The organism is Burkholderia sp. Z1, from assembly GCF_014893795.1.
Taxonomy (GTDB): domain Bacteria; phylum Pseudomonadota; class Gammaproteobacteria; order Burkholderiales; family Burkholderiaceae; genus Burkholderia; species Burkholderia theae.
Window position 1 is genome coordinate 2344122 of record NZ_JACFYL010000002.1, and the last position, 18734, is coordinate 2362855.

Below are 18734 nucleotides of genomic sequence, written 5' to 3' on the forward strand. Positions count from 1 at the left end.
TCACAGTGACGCGTTGCATGACAGCGGCCCGATACGGCTCGTCTCGGCGGCGTTCACATCAAGCGGAAACGCCGCGCTGCAATGCTTGCCGTCCGGCAACGCCACGTTCAGATGATTGGTGCTCGAGAGCCCTTCGAAATAGGTTTCCCCGTTCCAGCCGACGAGCGACGTTTGCCCACTCTCGCGGTGCGTCACCGTTGAGCCGACCTTGACCGGTTTACCATTCGCGTCGACCAGCAGGATGGTGGCCGACACCACGCGTTCGATCGGAAACGTCACGAGCGCACCGGCACGGTGCCTCACGGCGACGCGCCGTTCGACCATCGACACCCGCATGTTGTCCGGCAGGCCAAGCGGGTCAATCTCGTACTTTGCCCCGTAGTAGGACGGCGCCCACGGCACCAGCAGATGGCCGCCGTTGTCCGTCGTGCCGATGCGCTGGTTCTCGTAGCGCACCGGAATACCTTTCTGCCCTTGCGTGTCGACCAGCACGAACGAATCGTCGACGCGATTGGCCGGCAGCACCGCACCATCCATGACGACCAGCGATCCCTGCATGTCGCCCCAGCGCGTATACCCCTCGCGCGAACCGTATCCGTAGACGCCGCCCTGCACCTGGAAGTAGCGATTGCGCCACGTCATGTCGCCCTGCTGATACCGGGAACCGCCGCCGGCATACGCGAGATTCCAGCCGAAGCCGCCATCGCTCGGCACGCCGCGGCTGTACTGCACGCGCTCGATCCGGTTGTCGTTGCCGTCTCGCGACGCACTGACGCTCACCGTACCCCGGCCACCGAGCGGCACGATCAGCTGAACCTGTGCATCGACGCCGCGGTTGCCCATCGTTCGGTTCAGCGATGCGTAAAGCGTCGCCCGGTCAAAGAGCGGCCGCGTATACGAGACGTTCACGATCCGCATGCGCGAGCCGTCACCGCCGCGTACGTCGAAATAACCCGCGCCGATCGCGCCGCCAATCGCACCGAGATTCAGCGCGCCCGTGGCCTGCGTGCTGCTGCGTACTTGCCGGTAAACGAGGCCCGCCGACAGATCGTATGCCGACAGATCCCGGAATCCGCCGGTTCGCTGGATCCGCTGCAACGAGACGCTGAAGCGTTGCGACGAATAGCCGTAACCGAACGCGTATTGCTGCCCCGACGTTCCGGCCATCGTGCTCTGGCTCGCGGCAACACTGGCGACGCCGAGCCGGCCGACGCCAAGACCGAAACCCAGGCCGCCGAGCGCGAAACGTTCGCCTCCTTCCACGTGCCCTTCGATCGTCAGCGCGTTCGTCAGGCCATGACGCACGGTTCCCGACACCGCAAACTTGCCGTACGAAAGCGAGCTGATCCCGTAGTCGCGCCGCATGGCGCCCGCCGACAACGAGAAATCCGACAATCCTTTCTGCAGCAGCGTATTGGCGACGTAGAACGGAATGGTCGTCGCAACCTGACGTCCGAGCGCATCGGTCGTCACGACGGTGGCCTCGCCCGCACCGTTGATGAACGGCACGTTGTTCAGCGTGAAGGGTCCCGGGTTGACCTGGCCGGTCGTCGCCTTGCTGCCGTTGATGAACAGATCGACCGCAGTCGGCACGGCCGCCTGCCCCGAAAACTGCGGCAGCGGATACGTCACGATGTCCGGACGCACGCTGAAGTCGCGCGCCACGGATATGCCGCCGAGACGCACGGCGCTGGTCCACGAAAGAGCCCCGGTGACAAGGTCGCCCGCCGTATACGTCAGCATCCGGTTCTGATCGGAGTAGCTCCAGGTCGTGTCGTAGCGCAGGTAGCGATTGTCGCCGCGCATGCCCGCGCCGCCACCGTACGATCGCCGGTAGACGCCGGTATTGGTCAGGATGCCCCAGCGATCGAACAGGCGCTGCTCGGTCCAGGCCGACGTATAGCCCGTGCCGCGCGTCGGCGAACTGGTGTAGACGTCGTAGTTGAACAGCAGGCCGCGACTCACCGCGGCAGGCGTCCTGTCGTACACCCTCGCCGATCCGACGGTCTGCTCCGGCAGCCAGTCGGATGGCACGGTCAGGTTCAACCGCTGTGCCGCGCCGTCGTATTCGACCTCGACGCCGTCGAGCTTGGCGAGATCGACCATTTCGTCGGCGGACGCTTCCGTCCGGACGGAAACCTTCGCAAGGTCTCCGGCCCGGACCGTATAGGTCCCGTCAAGATAGCGCACCGGCACGACCTGTCCGGTTGCCAGATGATTGACCACCAGTTCGAGAAACAGCGTGCCGCTACGAACTAACCGAGTGGGCGGCGGCAGTCCCGTGGCGTAGCTTTCCGCGAGCGTCGCATCGCCCGCATGCGCCGCGCTCGCCGCCGCCGCGAATGCAAGCCCGGTAACCCATACGGTGCAGCGCATGCGCGGCATCCGCTCGTTTCCTGCTCGAATATCTCGCACCGGCCCCCCGTCGAGTATCGTGATTGTCCGTTCCGAGCGACCTGTGAAACTACGGATGCATGTCAGCGTCATCCGGACGCATTTCGACGCCTGTCTTGCCGTTGACTGTGGCAACCAGATTCGACTGCGTGGCGAGCTTCAGGTCCTGCGGCAACGGCCAGCGCATCCGAGCACCGGGCAACACGTAGCCCAGCAGCCCCCGCTCGATCTCGGTGCGCTGTTCCCCCGACTCGAACGCAATCTGCGTGATGCGCGCATGCACGACGCCGCGATTCGCCACCACGAGCCAGCGCTTGCCGTCCTCACGAGCGATATGCCAGCCGAGCACCGGCGCCGACGCCGTGGCCGGATCGCGGCGTTTGTCCGGGTCTTCCTTGGTCCATACGCCGTTCCCGTCGACGAACAGCGGTATCGAGTAATGCATCTGGAACCGCACGCCGAGCGACGTATCGCTGCCCTTCCCCCCGGAATCCTCGGCCTGGGGAATCTCGTCGATGAGCACCCGATACGCGTCCTCGGTTCCAGGCGCGACATCGACCAGCTTCGTCAATCGGATCAACTGCCGCTTGCCGGGCAGCACCGTCGCCATCGGCGGGCTGCTCACGACGCGGCGTTGATTCTCCGCATGAAGCTCCTTCCAGTCGGCCTCGCGCCACGCGAGCACGCGAATCTGCAACGTGACCGGCTTGACGTCCTGATTCTCGAGCCACAACGCACTCGCGTGCTGGTCGCTCTCGATCACCGGATCGATCGGCCAGATCATCACCGACGTGGCCGCATGAGCGGCGCCTGTGCATGCGATCGTCGTCGACACCGCCATCGCGGTCGCGTGTCGCATCGTGCGTCCCGGCCGAGCGGTCGCAATCGGATCGTTCATCTCGGATTCCATCCTGATTCAGTAACTGATCGTGACCTGGGCGGTATCTGTATAAGTACCGGCCGGCGTGGAACCGCCCGGCAGACTGAGCGAGCCGTAGATCGGCAAACTCGCGACGCCCGACACCGGCATCGATACCGGCTGTCCGACGTTGAGCGTTTGCGTGTGGGCGGCATCCGCATAGAGCTGATAACCGATGAGCGTTTCGCCCGGTCCCCGCAGATTCCGTTGCGTATTGCCCGACGAGGGATTGAGTCCACCGTCGACGGCAATCTTCAGCGTCGTGCCGGACGAACACTGGATCTGCAGCGCGCTACCGGTCGCTACCGCATTGACCTGCCCGGCCGACACGGCGGGATAGGTGCCGAAATCCAGCAGCCCGAAATTGACGCTGGTTCCGCCGCCCGACACGCCACACCCCGACACGATCCGCGCGCTGATCGCGAAGGTCTTCGTCGTCGGTATCGGCGTATCCGCCATGCCGGCAACCGGAAACATGACAGCACTCAACAGAAGAGCCCGGGTTTTTCGGAGCCACATAGCGATCCCGTCGGGAGATGCGCGTCTTGCGGCACCGTCGGCCGCCGCAAGACCGGAGCAGGTTGGCGAGTGTGCTTACCAGCCGACCGTGACGTTCAGCACGTCGGTATACGTACCGGCCGCGAGAGCGGACGTGCTGGTCTTGTTCACGACACCGTAGATCGGCAGCGCGAGCGCCGTGCCCGCCGTCAACGGTACGGTCTGCGCGGTACTCGCCACATACTGATTCTTGAACGCGTTATCCGAATAGACTTCGTACGGAACGTAAGACGTACCGTTCGCCAGTGCGCGCGTGCCCGTTCCGACGCTGGCCCCCTTCCCCGCGTTCTTGCCGCCGTCGACCGTGACTTTCACCGAGGTCACGTCGGGCGAACAGGTTATCTGAGTCGTGCTCGTTCCGGTCCCGGTCGTTTGCGCATTCAACGACCCGGTAAAGCCGCTCGGCTGCGTGCCGAAGTTGAGCGAACCGAAATTGGTGGTCGTGCTGACCGAACCGCTACCGGCATTGATCGCGCAACCGCTGGTCAGCACGAGCTGCGCATTGACGGTACCGTTGATCGGATTCGATTGCGCATGCGCGAGCCCGCCGGCCACGGCGAACGAGACGGCAAGCAGAGCTTTCGAGTGAGCCTTCATGTTTTTCCCCGGTTAAGTTGATCACTGCATGGTTGACAACTGGAAGCACAACGTTCGCCGGCACCACCGCCAACCAGGCGACGGGACCGATTCAGACAATCCACCCCGAACCATTCGAGTGCCGTCGGCACCAGAACTTTGAGAGGCATGTCGACGTCATCAGCTTGATTCGCAATACGAATTAATTGATTTAAAGCATTGAACACGACGCTTGTTTGAACGATTCCTTACCGATTTCAGGCTTGTTCCGCTCAATCGGTTCGGACTCGATTAAATCATCCACACCGATTGCGGGAAAGAGCACGAACGGACAGGCGAGACGTAGTTTCGGACACCGGCATCTTATCGATATCGGGCAGGCTGTTCGGAAAATACCGGATGCTCCACCGCACGGCGCAGCATCCTCCGCACGATCAGCGCGCCTTCGGTGTCGCGTACCGGATCGGCAAATTGACCCTCGCCTGCGGCAGCAACTTGATCAGCTTCGCCCGAGCCTCGACCGCGTCCTCGAACGACGCAAAACGCAACGTGCTGATGCGCACCGGCGCGAAGTAGGCCGTCGCCACAGGTGATTTGCCGAGCAGACCGGCCACCTCGCGCACGCGATCCGGCTCGACTTGCGAGACGACCAATTCATTGCGGGTCTCGCCCACCACGCCACGCTCGTTGACAAGCAGCGTCGGTCGATCGCCTGCCGAACCGGCACGCATGGATTTGGCGGTTTCGCCCGCATTCAGATGCTTGAAGGTCTGACCACCCAGCAGCACCGATGGCGCATGCGCGTACTGCGCCAGTTCCTGCGGCGACAATTGCTTGCCGGCGATCGATTCGGCCGCATTCACATGCAGCGTTGCGAGCACCGACAGCATCGCGCCTGAAAGCCAGTGCCTGGTGAAAGATTGATGGCTCATGATCCGGGTCTCTCAACGGGCTGCGATGATGCGGTATTCGACGGACAACGGTTTGCTCAGGCGCGTGAGGTTACCGGGGGAGCTGTTGCATCCGGGCTGCGGCACTACGTTGACCGCGTAGACCTCCCAGGTTCCGGCGGATTGCTCACCGTAGAACGCGTAGCTGCCGAGGCCGTAATGGCTGACCTCCGAAACATTGTTCTTGTAGTAGCTGTTATACGGCACTGCAAGCGTCGAAATCGTACCGGACGGCGATTTGACGTACACACCCACGCTGCCGATACAGACACTACCGGTCAGGCGAAGCTGCAACTGATCGACGTTGTCGTTGCCGGATACGCTGAATTGGCCAAGCTTCTGAACGTGCCCGTATCGTATCTGCATGACGTCTGGAAAGGCCCGAGCGAAACCAGGAATCGTCAAATCGGCATCGGCGTGCGATGTGTAGGATCTCGCCTTCCGGACCGCCGCCGCAGCGTCGATCAGACCGAAGCCGTACCATGTCGAATATGCGTTGCCGGCACCATTCGTCTGCCAGCCATAGTCGAGACGCGCGGTGGTCGCTCCGTCGACAAGGTCTGAGCGGGTGTCGTCCGAGGCACTACCGTCGCCGAGGTCGATCCGTGCATCACGTCCGTCACGCGAACCATAACCGGCATCGATCTTTCGCGCGGTGGTGCGCAGAATGTCCCTGACGTCGCGCCACGTCAGCGTCGGGTTGACCGACAGCATCAATGCCACGACGCCTGACACCATCGGAGTGGCCGCCGAAGTGCCATTCATGCTCGAGTACTTGCAGTCGGGATTCTCGCGCAGGTTGACAGGCTCGCCGGCCGTGTCGAAGTCGTTCATCGCTTCGTCCTCCGAGTCAGCCGGAGAACGGTAGCGACTGTAACCGCGGTGACAGCCTGTCAAATCCGTCGAGAAAATCTTCGGACCAGGAACTGTCTCCCCGTACGCGCCACTATCTCCGTCTTCGCCTCCCAAAGCGGTAATCCAGTTGACCGGGCCCGCATTCGAGTAGCTTGCCTTTCTCCCCATCGCGTTGGCGGCGGCCACCATGATCACGCCCGGCTCGAGTCCTTCCGGATCATTGGCCGGATTCTCGCAGGAAATCATGCCGTGCTTGCCTCCAACCGTCGGGCAGTCGCGCGTGGTCTTGGTCGCCGCATTATAAATTCCGGCGTATTCGTTTCCCGTCGCCTTGAGCATGACGAGCCCCTTGCCGTCACGGCGCTCCGGAAAAGACCGGACGGCCTCCGTGCTCGACGTGTCGGTATCGTATTCAATCGGGCTCCGCGGATTGATCCCATACGATGCATTGATGATGTCAGCGTTCTCCGACCACGACACGCCGCCGTAAGCGGCGATCTGATTCGAAGCACCATCGTCGAAGCCGAGAAAGCGCGCACCGCCCAGATTCACATCCGGCGCAACGCCCACGATGCCTTTGCCATTCATTGCCGCGGCGGCTATTCCCGCGACGTGGGTTCCATGAGCTGATTCGATATCGTCTGGCGTGGGGTCGTTCGTATCGTTGAAGAAGTTATGCATCATCGAGCGTTTGACGTTCGGCGCCAGATCTTCGTGTGCGATGTCGATACCGTCGTCCAGCACCAGCAGATTGACGCCCTGCCCGAAAACCCCATCACGAAATACGCTCTCGACGTCGAGGTCCGTCTTGCCGTCGGCCACGTTCGGGAAGCCCGCGAAGTAGCTCCCCGGCTGCTTCAATGCCCATTGATATTTGAAAAGCGGCTCGCACTCGAAAACGAGTGCGCCCTGGAATGGGCAAGCCATTTTCGCCGTACTGTCACCTCCGTTGGCACGGCTGCCCGCGGCGGCACCGGTGCCGGACGCATCGTCGCCGCCGCAGGCAGACAACGCCAGACTCGCGATCAGCGTCACGCCGAATGTCTTTCGAGAACGATAGAGCATGGAATTTTCAGATCGATGTTGATGGGTATGCGCTGGTCCGCTTCCAGGATCGCGCTGCGATGCCGGCGTCGGGATCTTCGCGTCGCGCTCGCACAACGGCGCAACGCACCTTTTCCTGCCATTGACCTCTTCAAGAAATGTTCAGGACGTACTCCAATCCAGATCAACCTCGTCGCATTTACCCGATAACCGGTCTCGACCTGGAATCAATTCGAGTCGATACCCATACCCCCTCACGGCGGTGAGCAGGTAACCATTCTCCGGCGTCAGGTCGAGCTTCCTCTTCAGATTCGACACGTGCGTCCGTATCTTCCCGCGAGCTTCCCCGGTCGAAACGCCCCAAGTCATTTCCTCGAGATAGTTCAACGAAAGTGACTCGCTCAGATTCCGGAAAAGCGAAAGAGAAATATGGAACTCCATCACGTTGACCGGGATGTTCGTTCTCTGCCGCCGGACCTTCTTGCTGAGCAGGTCGAATTCGTACGCTCCGTGAATTTCCCTGCTGGGACGCCCCTTTCTCGCCCTCGCGCGCCTCACGAGCGCATCGACATACGACAGAAAAACGGGACGTGACGCGGTGGTCGCAATATATGCGTCAGCACCCGCGTCCAGCATCGACACGATTTTCCATTTTTCCACGCCCGACGTTACGAAAAGAATCGGCGTTTTTTCGAACGCGCCATTTTTACGGCGAAGCAAGATCCTCCCCGATACGGAATCAAGATCCTCGAACCTCGTTACAAGGACGCTTAAATCTTCTGGATTCGTACAACTTAATATATCGTTGAAATTTCTGAAAAATACGCAATCGTAATCGGAATCTTCCAGATTATTGATAATCCACGATTCTATTTTCGAATCCCTTGATAAAATTGCCGCCCTCTTCTTCGGCATCGTCAAAATCACGCGGCCACCCCTTTTCGTCCTCGACGCTTCAATTCGACACGCACGGCAGATCGACCGACTATCGCTCGGTTCTGCGTCCCCCATCCGAATCACGACCCCGACGATCCACGCAGATACGGAATCACACCCCACTCCACAGCGACCTATCGATCGCAAAACCCGTCGGGCACGTACGTCGCCGTGCGATCCCGGCGCCACGACCGGCCGATACGCGGGTACCGCGGACTTCGACTCACCGAACGCTATACGACGCCGGCATCTCGCCGAAAATCACTCGGACTACATCCGGTCCACCGGCGGAACGCATTTCTGAAGCTCGACGTATCCGCGTAACCGAGCTTTTCGGCAATGTCGTCCATGCGCAAACGCTTATCCAGCAGCAGGCGCTTGGCCCTTTTTTGTCGCACCATATCCAGGACCTCGCGATAGCTGCAACCTTCGTCGGTCAATCGCCGGCGCAGCGTTCGCTCGTTGATGCCAAGATGCCGGGCGACATCACTGCTGTCCGGATACTGGTCGGGAAGGGATTCAAGCAACGAGAGAATGCGCTCCCGATATCCGCGCACTTCCCGCGAGAGCATCGTATCGAGCGCTTCTCCGCTCATCGCGACGGCTGCCTGAAAGACCGCCCGGTTTGCACTCGGTATCTCCTGATCGAAGCAGCCGCCCGGCAACGTGAAAACAATGCTCCGGCCACCGAACCGAACCGGAACACCGAAGTGCGCCTCATACGGGCCCGGATCGTCGGCCGCTTCAGGAAGCCGCAGGCGAATCAATCTGACCTTGTCGCGCAGCAAATTCCTGGTGATCGCATATGACGCCGCGGCAACTACATTGGCATTGAAAAGCCTCAGTTCCGGGGGTAAATCCGGGCTGTCGCGCAGGTCGATGCTGACATCGACGGTACCGGCATCGGACGCGTCGACACGCACACCACGAATATTCTGGTTAAGCGGCAGCATGTACGTCCTGACGACTTGAAGCGCCTCTCCAAAGCTGGCGGCAGTCTTCAGAGCCAATCCGACAACGCCATAGTCCGATAGCCGATAGTGCTCGCCGATGCGAAGCGCTTCCCGCGGCGACATGCTGTTCTGGGCAATCCAGTCGTAAAGCAGCCCGCTAGGCAAGCGACCCGCCGACCGGGAATCGCCCCACAGATCGGGAATCGCGACACCCTTCTCCTTCAGATAATTGATGAGAGGCCGCCATTCGATGTCGAATCCGATGGTGTCGACGTGATCCATCCACCCTCTCTTTCCGTTCCCGTGCTCTATGCAATGACGCCGTGCACCCGACATTTCATCTTTCATTCACTCGTCGTCCATCGTGTATCTGTCATACGCCGAGTTCATCGCGCCCTTCGGTGACGCGGATCAACACATGCTTCTCCAACGAAATCGATGCCCGACGCCAGCTTCGGGACATCGCAAACCACAACGCTGTCACAACGCTGCCGCTCACAATCGGTGCACCCTTTGTTTCCTGTTAATTCGTTATCCGAATTTTTTCATCGGCATTAGAACTCCGACCAATGCGATTGCCCTTCTCGGTCAAGAACAAAGGCCGACATGCAACGGCTCGAGAACGTCCAAGAACCGCATCCGGCCTCCGCGCAATCGATCGAGCGTGTATCGAACGACTACTGTCTGCTCAATGTAAAAATTAGAACATTCGGCCCTGAACCGGGGAAGCGTAACAGCGGACAATGAGCAGGTTTTTTCGGACAACGCAATGCTGCCGCCGTCGCGATGAGAACCATGATCTGCATCGCCAATGCATGCTGGCGAGCTGGTCAGGATCCGGTCGCCGGCCGAAGCGGGCTACCCCTGAATCACTGTCGAACCGAAAGCATTCTCCCATGGCACGATCGGCACTCGATACTCTGCAAATGCAGACGCGCATTCCCGGCAGTTGCCCATCGTGCAGAAACCGGAACGATCGGAGAAATGGTCCGAATAGGTATGACGCCGGACCGCTGAAGGTCCAACCCTTGCCGGAGACGCCGGCGGCATTTTCCGATCGCGGACTCGCATACCCGAGGGTCGGTTGAGAAACGGGCAACGACCGACGATCATCCCCGCGCCAGGATTCAGCAGCTTCGCACGCGTCGGCAGGTTACATGCTGGCGGGTACCGCGGTCAGAATGGCTGGGCGCCCTCAACCTGGCCATCTGCCGAATCCGGAGCGAGCACTCTGCCCAACTGGACCTTGTTGCTCACCCCGAGGTGCGCATAGACACGCTGCAAATAGGTTCTGACCGTTGCGGGCGATAGGCCGATCACGCGTGAAATTTCCTTGTACGAGCGACCGGCAGCAAACTGATGCGCAATCGCCCTCTCCTTGGGTGACAGGACGAACCCATGCCCGTCCGGTGCAAGGGATACATGCAGATAGGATCCGAAATAGCCGATCTCGACCGTCCTTCCCCCCAGACGCGTACGGCAAGGCGCGTCGCTGAAGAGCTGAACGACCTCTCGCGGCAGCGTTCCGCCACGCCACGTCGGCCAGTTCACGGAGATGAACTCGCACAGCCCTCCGCCTATGCCGACAATTCTTCCGTCCTTGTCCGCAATCCCGCTCGAGTGCACGTTGTCTGCGGCCGGAACGGAAAGCATGCGTTGAAGATTCTTCCGCCATGTCTGCAACGTGTATTTCATGAGCTGTCCGAAATATGCCATTTCGATTTCATCGAACGGCCGCGCGTCCTGCCCTCGGTACAGCGTGCAAAAGAAATGATTCCTCGTGAACGGCTCACTCAGCAATACCGATACGCCATGCGCCAGATCGTATTCCCGGCAAAAAGCCCTGACCTCCTCTGTTTTCCCGGGAGCGCTGTAGTTCTCGTCCGTAGAAAAAGCGTGAACCTCCCCGATACGGCGTTCGACTTCTTTCGCGAATGCGTCCTGTGCCGAGATGAGAAGCCACCTTTCCTCGAAGTCTGCCGGTAGTCCGATCAACTCCTTCTTGTAGACCCTCGGTGTGGCTTCATTGGCCCCACGACCAACCAGCCCCCACCACGCGGAACGACAGGATATTGATTGACTGACAAGTGAAACCGCGGAGCCGATGAAGGAAGGGGCGGGAAGTTCGCACGAAAGCGCGTGGACCCGCAAAAAAACGTCTCCGAGGAAATTGATCGAATCAACCGATTCGCTCCGACTTGCCTGCATCACGTATTTCCTAACGAGAAGAATTCAAACGGAATGAATGCAATCGTCGCATCGACGTACGGAAAGCCGGCATGGAGCATTGAGTTGTTGCGGGAGGAACGGCTTGGGGCCAACGCATCGGCTTGATGGAGCCAGTGTCCGGTTGGGCGGAGCCAGTTGGTCGAGTTCGTGAGATTACCGACAGTCGTCGATCTTAAACGATAGGACCGGACGGCGTGATGCCACACCGGCATGGCCTGATGCCTGAGAGGCATACCGGCTGTCCACGAAACCGCCCGGACACCCTGAAAAACAAAAAACCCGTGAAGCCTTGCGGCATCACGGGTTTCGAATTTTCCTCGGCTAACCTTGGAACGGAATATGGTGGGCCCGGCGGGGTTCGAACCCGCGACCAATCGATTATGAGTCGACTGCTCTAACCGCTGAGCTACAAGCCCTGATGAGAAGCGAAGCGCGCTACACGCAGCCCCGGCAACGAAGCCGGGCCGGCATTGTAACAACAAAGACAGCAAAAGAGACAAACGCCACCGGCATCACATGGATACCGGCGGCGTTCACAGGAGAGACGCTGGAAATCAGTTCCCTTCGAGGAACGACTTCAGCTTGTCGGAACGGCTCGGGTGACGCAGCTTGCGCAGCGCCTTGGCCTCGATCTGACGGATCCGCTCGCGGGTGACGTCGAACTGCTTGCCGACTTCCTCGAGCGTGTGATCGGTGCTCATCTCGATACCGAAGCGCATCCGCAGCACCTTCGCCTCGCGCGGCGTCAGCGAATCGAGCACGTCCTTCACGACGTCGCGCATGCTCGCATGCAGCGCGGCATCCGCCGGCGCGACCGTGTTGTTGTCCTCGATGAAGTCGCCGAGATGGGAATCGTCGTCGTCACCGATCGGCGTTTCCATCGAGATCGGCTCCTTCGCGATCTTCATGATCTTGCGGATCTTGTCTTCCGGCATCTCCATCTTCTCGGCGAGCGTTGCCGGATCCGGCTCGAGACCGGTTTCCTGCAGGATCTGCCGCGAGATGCGGTTCATCTTGTTGATCGTCTCGATCATGTGAACCGGAATACGGATCGTGCGCGCCTGGTCAGCGATCGAGCGCGTGATGGCCTGACGGATCCACCACGTCGCATAGGTCGAGAACTTGTAGCCGCGACGGTATTCGAACTTGTCCACCGCCTTCATCAGGCCGATGTTGCCTTCCTGGATCAGGTCGAGGAACTGCAGGCCGCGGTTCGTGTACTTCTTCGCGATCGAGATCACGAGACGCAGGTTCGCCTCGGTCATTTCGCGCTTCGCCTGGCGTGCCTTCAGTTCGCCGGCCGCCATCTGGCGGTTGGTTTCCTTCAGGTCCTTCAGCGGCAGCACGACGCGCGCCTGCAGGTCGAGCAGGCGCTGCTGCTGTTCGCGGATCGCCGGGATGTTGCGCGACAGGACCGCGCCGTACGAATGGCCTTCGGCCGCGATCTTCTCGGACCAGTCGAGATCCGTCTCGCTGCCCGGGAAGCGCGCGATGAATTCCGAACGCGGCATGCCGCACTTGTCGACGACCGTGTGCAGGATCTGGCGCTCGACCTGACGCACTTCATCCACTTGCGCACGCAGCGTGTCACACAGGCGCTCGACGGTACGCGCGGTGAAGCGGATCGTCATCAGCTCGGTCTGAATCGTTTCCTGCGCCTTCAGGTAGGACTTCGACTTGTAGCCTTCCTTCTCGAACGCGCGGCGCATCTTGTCGAACCACTCGCTGATCTGCGAGAACTTGTCGAGCGATGCGCGCTTGAGGGCTTCGAGCTGGGCGGCGTTGGCCGATGCTTGCGCGGCACCGTCGTCCTCCTCTTCTTCCTCTTCTTCCTCTTCCTCTTCGGCTTCCTCGTCCTCGTTCTCGATGGCTTCCGCTTCCTTCGCGGAGAAGCCGTCGGTATCGGCGGTGTCCGAAGCGTTCGGATCGAGCAGGCCGTCGACGAGCTCGTCGACGCGGATCTCTTCGTTCGCGACGCGTTCGGCCATCGCGAGGATGTCGGCGATCGTCGTCGGGCACGCGGAAATCGCCATCACCATGTGGCGCAGGCCGTCCTCGATCCGCTTCGCGATCTCGATTTCGCCTTCGCGCGTGAGCAGCTCGACCGTGCCCATTTCGCGCATGTACATCCGGACCGGATCGGTCGTGCGGCCGAATTCCGAATCGACGGTGGACAGCGCGACTTCCGCTTCCTCTTCGACTTCATCGTCCGACGACGCGGCCGGCGCGTTGTCGTTCAGGAGCAGCGTTTCCGCGTCCGGCGCCTGCTCATAGACCGCCACGCCCATGTCGTTGAACGTGCCGATGATGCCTTCGAGGGCTTCGGTCTCGGTGAAGTTGTCCGGCAGGTGGTCGTTGATTTCGGCGTACGTGAGGAAGCCGCGCTCCTTGCCGAGCTTGATCAGCGCGCGCAGCTTCACGCGGCGCTCTTCGAGCTCCTCGGCCGTGCCGGGCGTGCTCGTCGCGAACGCTTCCTTCAGCAGCGCCTTTTCCTTGGCACGACGATCGCGCACCTTGGATTTGCCCGGGGCAGCCGCGGCTGCGGGCTGCTCGTCGCTCTGATTTGCGTCGTCAACGACGGATACTTCGTTCAGCTTTTTGGTCATGGAGTTCGCCGTACCGGCTATATCGACTCGCGGCTGCTGGACGACAGCCGGTTGAACCGTGGGTGCATGAGTAGTACGTACTGCCGTTTCGTCCGCGGCGGCAGTCGTGTCCCTTGCGCTTTTCGCACTTGCCCGCTTCGCCGCCGGCTTGGCCGGCCCGGAGTCGGGTCTGGCGGCAGCCCGTGTTCTGGCTACCGGCGCCGGCGCAGCCTGAGCAGTGCCGGCCGCGGTTTTCTTTCCCGCAGAAGCTGACGTGGCTGAAGACGTTGTCCTGGTGGAAGAAGCAGACTTGGCCGCTGTGACCTTCTTGGTCGGCTCCGTCGAGCCCTTGCCTGCTGCTTTCTTTCCGCCTGTCGTCTTTGCCATCGCGATTCTCGCCTCTGCTTAGAAAACAAACCGCTGGAAACCTTATATTATAGCACGCTGGGGCGCCCTCTCTAAGCGCCCCGGCCGCCTACAGCCCGAGCCGACGTTTCATGTCGGTTCGCTGCTGGTTCAATTCCGTCAGTTCGGCCAATTCCTCGGGTGTGAAGGTGGATTGCCGCGCCAGCCGGTCAAGCCGGTCGCAGCAGGCGTCATAGCGCATCTTGAGCACCGCCGCCTGCAGCTCCTCCCCCGCGATCCGTTCCTGTTCACGCTGCCGCTCGGGCACCGTCTCGTCTTCCGGATTCTGTAACAGCAAATCGCGGACGTTTTCATCATAGTCCAGAATTTCGCGGAAGATTTCCTCGTAAGTCGCCCCATTCGAGGAGGTCCGCAGGACATCCGACAGCAGCCGGAACTCCGCGCCGTCGCCCAGCGCGCGCGCATGGTCGACGACTTCGGCGAACAGCTCGCCGATGCGCGGCAACGCGCGCAGGGTCGCAATCTGCTCGTCGTCGAGCTGCGACGCGATACGCGGATGCATCACCAGCGTGCGCAGCGCACGCTTTTCGCTGTCCGTCACGCGACGCCGTTCGCTCCGCGCAGGCGCCTGGCGCGGCGGCGCCGCGATCCGCGTATCGACGTCGGACAGCCCCGCGACTTCTTCGAACGGGATATCGAGACGATCGGCGAACATGTGCATGATCTGCGCGCGCAACGCGTTCGCGGGCAGCGCCTGCAGCAGCGGCTTCGCATCGAACAGCGCCTTCGCGCGGCCTTCCGGCTGATCGAGCGCCTTGCCGGCAATTGCTTCGTTCAGCAGAAATTGCGACAGCGGCATCGCACGCTCGACCTGCTCGGAGAACGCCTCCGCGCCGAACTCGCGGACATAGCTGTCCGGGTCGTGCTCGGTCGGCAGAAAAAGGAACCGGATCGTGCGGTTGTCCGCCGCATGCGGCAGGCATGCCTCGAGCGCGCGCCGCGCCGCACGCCGCCCGGCCGAATCGCCGTCGAAACTGAAAATAACTGTGTCGGTCTGGCGCAGCAGCTTCTGCACGTGAATCGGCGTGCACGCGGTGCCGAGCGTCGCGACCGCGTTCGGGAACCCGAGCTGCGCAAGCGCGACGACGTCCATGTAGCCTTCGACGACCAGCACGTACTTGCGCTCGCGAATCGCGAGCCGCGCCTCGAACAGGCCGTACAGCTCGCTGCCCTTGTTGAACAGCGGCGTTTCGGGCGAGTTCAGGTACTTCGGCTCGCCGCTGCCGAGCACGCGGCCGCCGAAGCCGATCACCTGCCCCTTCACGTTGCGGATCGGGAACATGATCCGCTCGCGGAACCGGTCGTAGCGGCGCGCGGCCCCCTGCGCATCGGTTTTCTCGCTGACGATCACGAGCCCCGACTCGACGAGCGACTCGTCGCGATAGTCCGGGAACGCGGTTTCGAGGTTCTGCCAACCGTCCGGCGCATAACCGAGCCCGAAGCGTGCGGCGATCTCGCCGGTCAGGCCCCGGTTCTTCAGATACTGGATCGCGACGGTCGCGCCGCGCAGCTGCTTGCGGTAGTAGTCGCACGCAGTGGACATCGCGTCGGACAATGCGGTCGCAACCGATTTCGACACCGGCGCCGGATAGTCGCCGCCACCGCCTCCGCCCCCACCACCGCGCATCGACGGTTCGTGGGGCACGGTCAGCCCGACCGATTGCGCGAGTTCCTGCACCGCCTCCGGGAACGTCAGCCCCGCGTGTTCCATCAGGAAGCCGATCGCCGTGCCGTGCGCGCCGCAGCCGAAGCAGTGATAGAACTGCTTGGTCGGGCTGACGGTAAACGACGGGCTCTTCTCGTTATGGAACGGGCACAGCCCCATGAAATTGGCGCCGCCCTTCTTGAGCTGCACGTACCGACCCACCACGTCGACGATATCGACGCGGTTCAGCAAATCCTGCAGGAACGAATGCGGAATCACCGTGGGATCGAGCGAAAAAAGACAATACGATGCCCGGCGCACGCATCGCTGAGCGCGCCGGGAGCGGGTTTTACTTGGTGAGCGCGGCCTTGACCTGCGCGGAAACGGCCGTCATGTCGGCACGGCCCGCGAGCTTGCCCTTCAGCACGCCCATCACCTTGCCCATGTCCTGCGGGCCGGCTGCGCCGGTTTGCGCGACCGCCGCCTGGACTTCGGCCGCCACTTCGGCGTCCGACAGTTGCGCGGGCATGTAGGCGCCCAGCACGACCAGTTCGGCCTGCTCTTTCGCAACGAGGTCGTCGCGGCTGGCGGCCTGGAACTGGCTGATCGAATCCTTGCGCTGCTTGATCATCTTGTCGATCACGGCCGTGATGCCCGCGTCGTCGAGCGTGACCCGATCATCGACCTCGCGCTGCTTGATCGCGGCCATCAGCAGTCGAATCGTCGACAGGCGCTCGCTGTCCTTCGCGCGCATCGCGGTCTTCATGTCTTCGCTGATCTGCTCTTTCAAACTCATCTTTCACCCGGGATGGAAACGTGAATCCGACGCCCGCGAACAGGCGTCAACACAAAAACCCGCTTGGGACAGTGTCTCAAGCGGGTTGCTCGAATCCGGCATCGGCGGCTCGCTGCCTGATCGGCCAACTGATCGGTTTCCCGACCGGCTGCACGATTGCGCTTGATCGTCCGTGATCGCGCCCGATCGCACGGAGTCGCCGGTGCGCCGCTTAGCGAACCGCGCGGCGCCCAATCGTTCAGTACAACTTCTTCGGCAACGTCTGGCTGCGGATACGCTTGTAATGACGCTTCACTGCAGCAGCCTTCTTGCGCTTGCGCTCCGCGGTCGGCTTCTCGAAAAACTCGCGCGCGCGAAGCTCGGTCAACAGACCATTCTTCTCGATCGTGCGCTTGAAGCGACGCATTGCAACTTCGAACGGCTCGTTCTCTTTAACGCGAATGATCGTCATGATCCGACACGAATAAAGGTTTGCAGGGAAAGACTACCGAGTATAGCAGAGCGATTGCTCAAAGGCACGGGGCCTGGTCCCGCTAAAACCGGGCCTGCCGGGCATGTCACGCGCCGCGCGAATACTCCGCCGCGGCCTGCCCGGCCGCCGTGCCGGACGCCCACGCCCACTGGAAGTTGTAGCCGCCGAGCCAGCCCGTCACGTCCACCGCCTCGCCGATGAAGTACAGCCCCGGCACCCGCGCGCTCATCATCGTCGCCGACGACAGTTCCCGCGTATCGACGCCGCCCTTCGTCACTTCGGCCTTCTTGTAGCCTTCGGTGCCGTTCGGTGTCAGCGTCCAGCCGGACAGCGCGTCGCCGATCTGGCGCAGCGTCTTGTCGGGCAGGTCTGCAAGCCGCGCGTCGGCCGCGACGCGATGCGTGTCGAGCCACGCATGCGCGAGGCGCGACGGCACCCAGTCCGCGAGCAGCGAACCGATCTGGCGCTTCGACGTGCGCTTCGCGTCGAGCAGGTCGGCCACCGTGTCGCGCTGCGGCAGCAGGTCCACGCGGATCGGGTCGCCGGGCTGCCAGTAGCTCGAGATCTGCAGGATGCCGGGCCCGGACAGGCCGCGATGGGTCAGCAGCAGGTCCTCGACGAATTCGCCGCCGCGCTTCTTGTCGCCGGTCGACACGCGCACTTCGAGCGATACGCCGGACAACGCCGCGAACGGCTCCCAGTCCTGCTGCGCGAACGTGAGCGGCACGAGCGCGGGCCGCGTATCGATGAGCTTGTGGCCGAACTGCTTCGCGAGCCGGTAGCCGAAGTCGGTCGCGCCGATCTTCGGGATCGACAGGCCGCCGGTCGCGATGATCAGTGCGCGCGCGCCGATCGGCCCCGCCTGCTGCGTATCGAGCGTGAAGCCGTCGGACGGCGCGTGGCGCACCGCGTCGACGACGACCGGCCGGCGCCACGCGACGCCGCCCGCATCGCACTCGTGCTTCAGCACGTCGATGACCGCGTCGCTGCCGTGATCGCAAAAGAGCTGGCCCTTGTGCTTTTCGTGCCAGGTCACGTGATGGCGCTTGAGCAGCCCGAGGAAGTCGCGCGGCGTATAGCGCGCCAGCGCCGAGCGCGCGAAATGCGGATTCGACGACAGGTAGTTGTCGGGGCCTGCGTACAGGTTCGTGAAGTTGCAGCGGCCGCCGCCCGAGATGCGAATTTTCTCGGCGAGCCGCGGCGCGTGATCGATCAGCACGACGCGGCGGCCGAGCTGCCCGGCGACCGCGGCGCTCATCATCCCGGCGGCGCCCGCGCCGATCACGGCGATGTCATAAGTTTCCATGGCGCGGATTGTACCTGCCCGGCATCGGTCCCGGGCCGCAGCCAGCGGCGGCCAGCCCTCGCCTGCTATAATTTCCGGTTACGTTGACCT

Annotated in this window: 14 protein-coding genes and 1 tRNA gene; all 15 read right to left on the reverse strand. The window is 62.0% G+C overall.

Features of this window, described 5'->3' with window-relative positions; all coding sequences use genetic code 11:
* The 15 genes from H3H55_RS27430 to H3H55_RS27500 all read right to left on the reverse strand — a co-directional run bounded on the left by H3H55_RS27430 (window position 1) and on the right by H3H55_RS27500 (window position 18653).
* The gene (locus H3H55_RS27430) at window positions 1-2385 is read right to left on the reverse strand and encodes a fimbria/pilus outer membrane usher protein (RefSeq protein WP_193100987.1); all 2385 of its coding nucleotides are present in this window, start codon (window positions 2383-2385) and stop codon (window positions 1-3) included.
* 79 nt (window positions 2386-2464) lie between these two features.
* On the reverse strand, window positions 2465-3292 hold the full coding sequence (locus H3H55_RS27435; protein ID WP_193100988.1) for a molecular chaperone: 828 nt from the start codon (window positions 3290-3292) through the stop codon (window positions 2465-2467).
* Between the two features lie 18 nt (window positions 3293-3310).
* Window positions 3311-3832 carry a spore coat U domain-containing protein gene (locus H3H55_RS27440; protein WP_193100989.1) on the reverse strand — a complete coding sequence of 174 codons (522 nt, stop codon included), beginning with the start codon at window positions 3830-3832 and terminating at the stop codon, window positions 3311-3313.
* Between the two features lie 75 nt (window positions 3833-3907).
* Window positions 3908-4468 (reverse strand): spore coat protein U domain-containing protein, encoded by a 561-nt coding sequence (locus tag H3H55_RS27445; RefSeq protein WP_129516882.1) that lies wholly within the window; start codon window positions 4466-4468, stop codon window positions 3908-3910.
* A gap of 413 nt (window positions 4469-4881) precedes the next feature.
* Window positions 4882-5379 carry a hypothetical protein gene (locus H3H55_RS27450; RefSeq protein WP_129516881.1) on the reverse strand — a complete coding sequence of 166 codons (498 nt, stop codon included), beginning with the start codon at window positions 5377-5379 and terminating at the stop codon, window positions 4882-4884.
* Window positions 5380-5391: 12 nt separating this feature from the next.
* Complete coding sequence (locus tag H3H55_RS27455) at window positions 5392-7317, reverse strand: S8 family peptidase (RefSeq protein WP_193100990.1); 1926 nt, start codon at window positions 7315-7317, stop codon at window positions 5392-5394.
* A gap of 141 nt (window positions 7318-7458) precedes the next feature.
* Window positions 7459-8223, reverse strand: coding sequence for a response regulator transcription factor (locus tag H3H55_RS27460; RefSeq protein WP_193100991.1), 765 nt, complete (start codon window positions 8221-8223; stop codon window positions 7459-7461).
* A gap of 242 nt (window positions 8224-8465) precedes the next feature.
* A complete protein-coding gene (locus H3H55_RS27465) occupies window positions 8466-9467 on the reverse strand; it encodes an AraC family transcriptional regulator (RefSeq protein ID WP_129516878.1) in 1002 nt (333 codons plus the stop codon).
* Between the two features lie 894 nt (window positions 9468-10361).
* A complete protein-coding gene (locus tag H3H55_RS27470) occupies window positions 10362-11393 on the reverse strand; it encodes a response regulator transcription factor (RefSeq protein ID WP_226800384.1) in 1032 nt (343 codons plus the stop codon).
* Window positions 11394-11754: 361 nt separating this feature from the next.
* A tRNA-Ile gene (locus H3H55_RS27475) sits at window positions 11755-11830 on the reverse strand.
* A gap of 138 nt (window positions 11831-11968) precedes the next feature.
* Window positions 11969-14386, reverse strand: a complete 2418-nt coding sequence (gene rpoD, locus H3H55_RS27480; RefSeq protein ID WP_193100993.1) for an RNA polymerase sigma factor RpoD — start codon at window positions 14384-14386, stop codon at window positions 11969-11971.
* An 88-nt stretch (window positions 14387-14474) separates the two neighbouring features.
* Complete coding sequence (dnaG, locus tag H3H55_RS27485; RefSeq protein WP_193100994.1) at window positions 14475-16349, reverse strand: DNA primase; 1875 nt, start codon at window positions 16347-16349, stop codon at window positions 14475-14477.
* Between the two features lie 70 nt (window positions 16350-16419).
* On the reverse strand, window positions 16420-16866 hold the full coding sequence (locus H3H55_RS27490) for a GatB/YqeY domain-containing protein (RefSeq protein WP_048250245.1): 447 nt from the start codon (window positions 16864-16866) through the stop codon (window positions 16420-16422).
* Window positions 16867-17104: 238 nt separating this feature from the next.
* On the reverse strand, window positions 17105-17317 hold the full coding sequence (gene rpsU / locus H3H55_RS27495) for a 30S ribosomal protein S21 (RefSeq protein WP_006751743.1): 213 nt from the start codon (window positions 17315-17317) through the stop codon (window positions 17105-17107).
* Between the two features lie 106 nt (window positions 17318-17423).
* On the reverse strand, window positions 17424-18653 hold the full coding sequence (locus tag H3H55_RS27500) for an NAD(P)/FAD-dependent oxidoreductase (protein ID WP_268991238.1): 1230 nt from the start codon (window positions 18651-18653) through the stop codon (window positions 17424-17426).
* Window positions 18654-18734: the final 81 nt, after the last annotated feature.

Coding starts and splice junctions, on each gene's coding strand:
- H3H55_RS27450 (WP_129516881.1), bottom strand. CDS start 5,379: ATGAGCCATCAATCTTTCACCAGGCACTGGCTTTCAGGCGCGATGCTG.
- H3H55_RS27465 (WP_129516878.1), bottom strand. CDS start 9,467: ATGGATCACGTCGACACCATCGGATTCGACATCGAATGGCGGCCTCTC.
- H3H55_RS27470 (WP_226800384.1), bottom strand. CDS start 11,393: ATGCAGGCAAGTCGGAGCGAATCGGTTGATTCGATCAATTTCCTCGGA.
- H3H55_RS27435 (WP_193100988.1), bottom strand. CDS start 3,292: ATGAACGATCCGATTGCGACCGCTCGGCCGGGACGCACGATGCGACAC.
- H3H55_RS27445 (WP_129516882.1), bottom strand. CDS start 4,468: ATGAAGGCTCACTCGAAAGCTCTGCTTGCCGTCTCGTTCGCCGTGGCC.
- rpoD (WP_193100993.1), bottom strand. CDS start 14,386: ATGGCAAAGACGACAGGCGGAAAGAAAGCAGCAGGCAAGGGCTCGACG.
- H3H55_RS27440 (WP_193100989.1), bottom strand. CDS start 3,832: ATGTGGCTCCGAAAAACCCGGGCTCTTCTGTTGAGTGCTGTCATGTTT.
- H3H55_RS27430 (WP_193100987.1), bottom strand. CDS start 2,385: ATGCCGCGCATGCGCTGCACCGTATGGGTTACCGGGCTTGCATTCGCG.
- H3H55_RS27490 (WP_048250245.1), bottom strand. CDS start 16,866: ATGAGTTTGAAAGAGCAGATCAGCGAAGACATGAAGACCGCGATGCGC.
- H3H55_RS27455 (WP_193100990.1), bottom strand. CDS start 7,317: ATGCTCTATCGTTCTCGAAAGACATTCGGCGTGACGCTGATCGCGAGT.
- rpsU (WP_006751743.1), bottom strand. CDS start 17,317: ATGACGATCATTCGCGTTAAAGAGAACGAGCCGTTCGAAGTTGCAATG.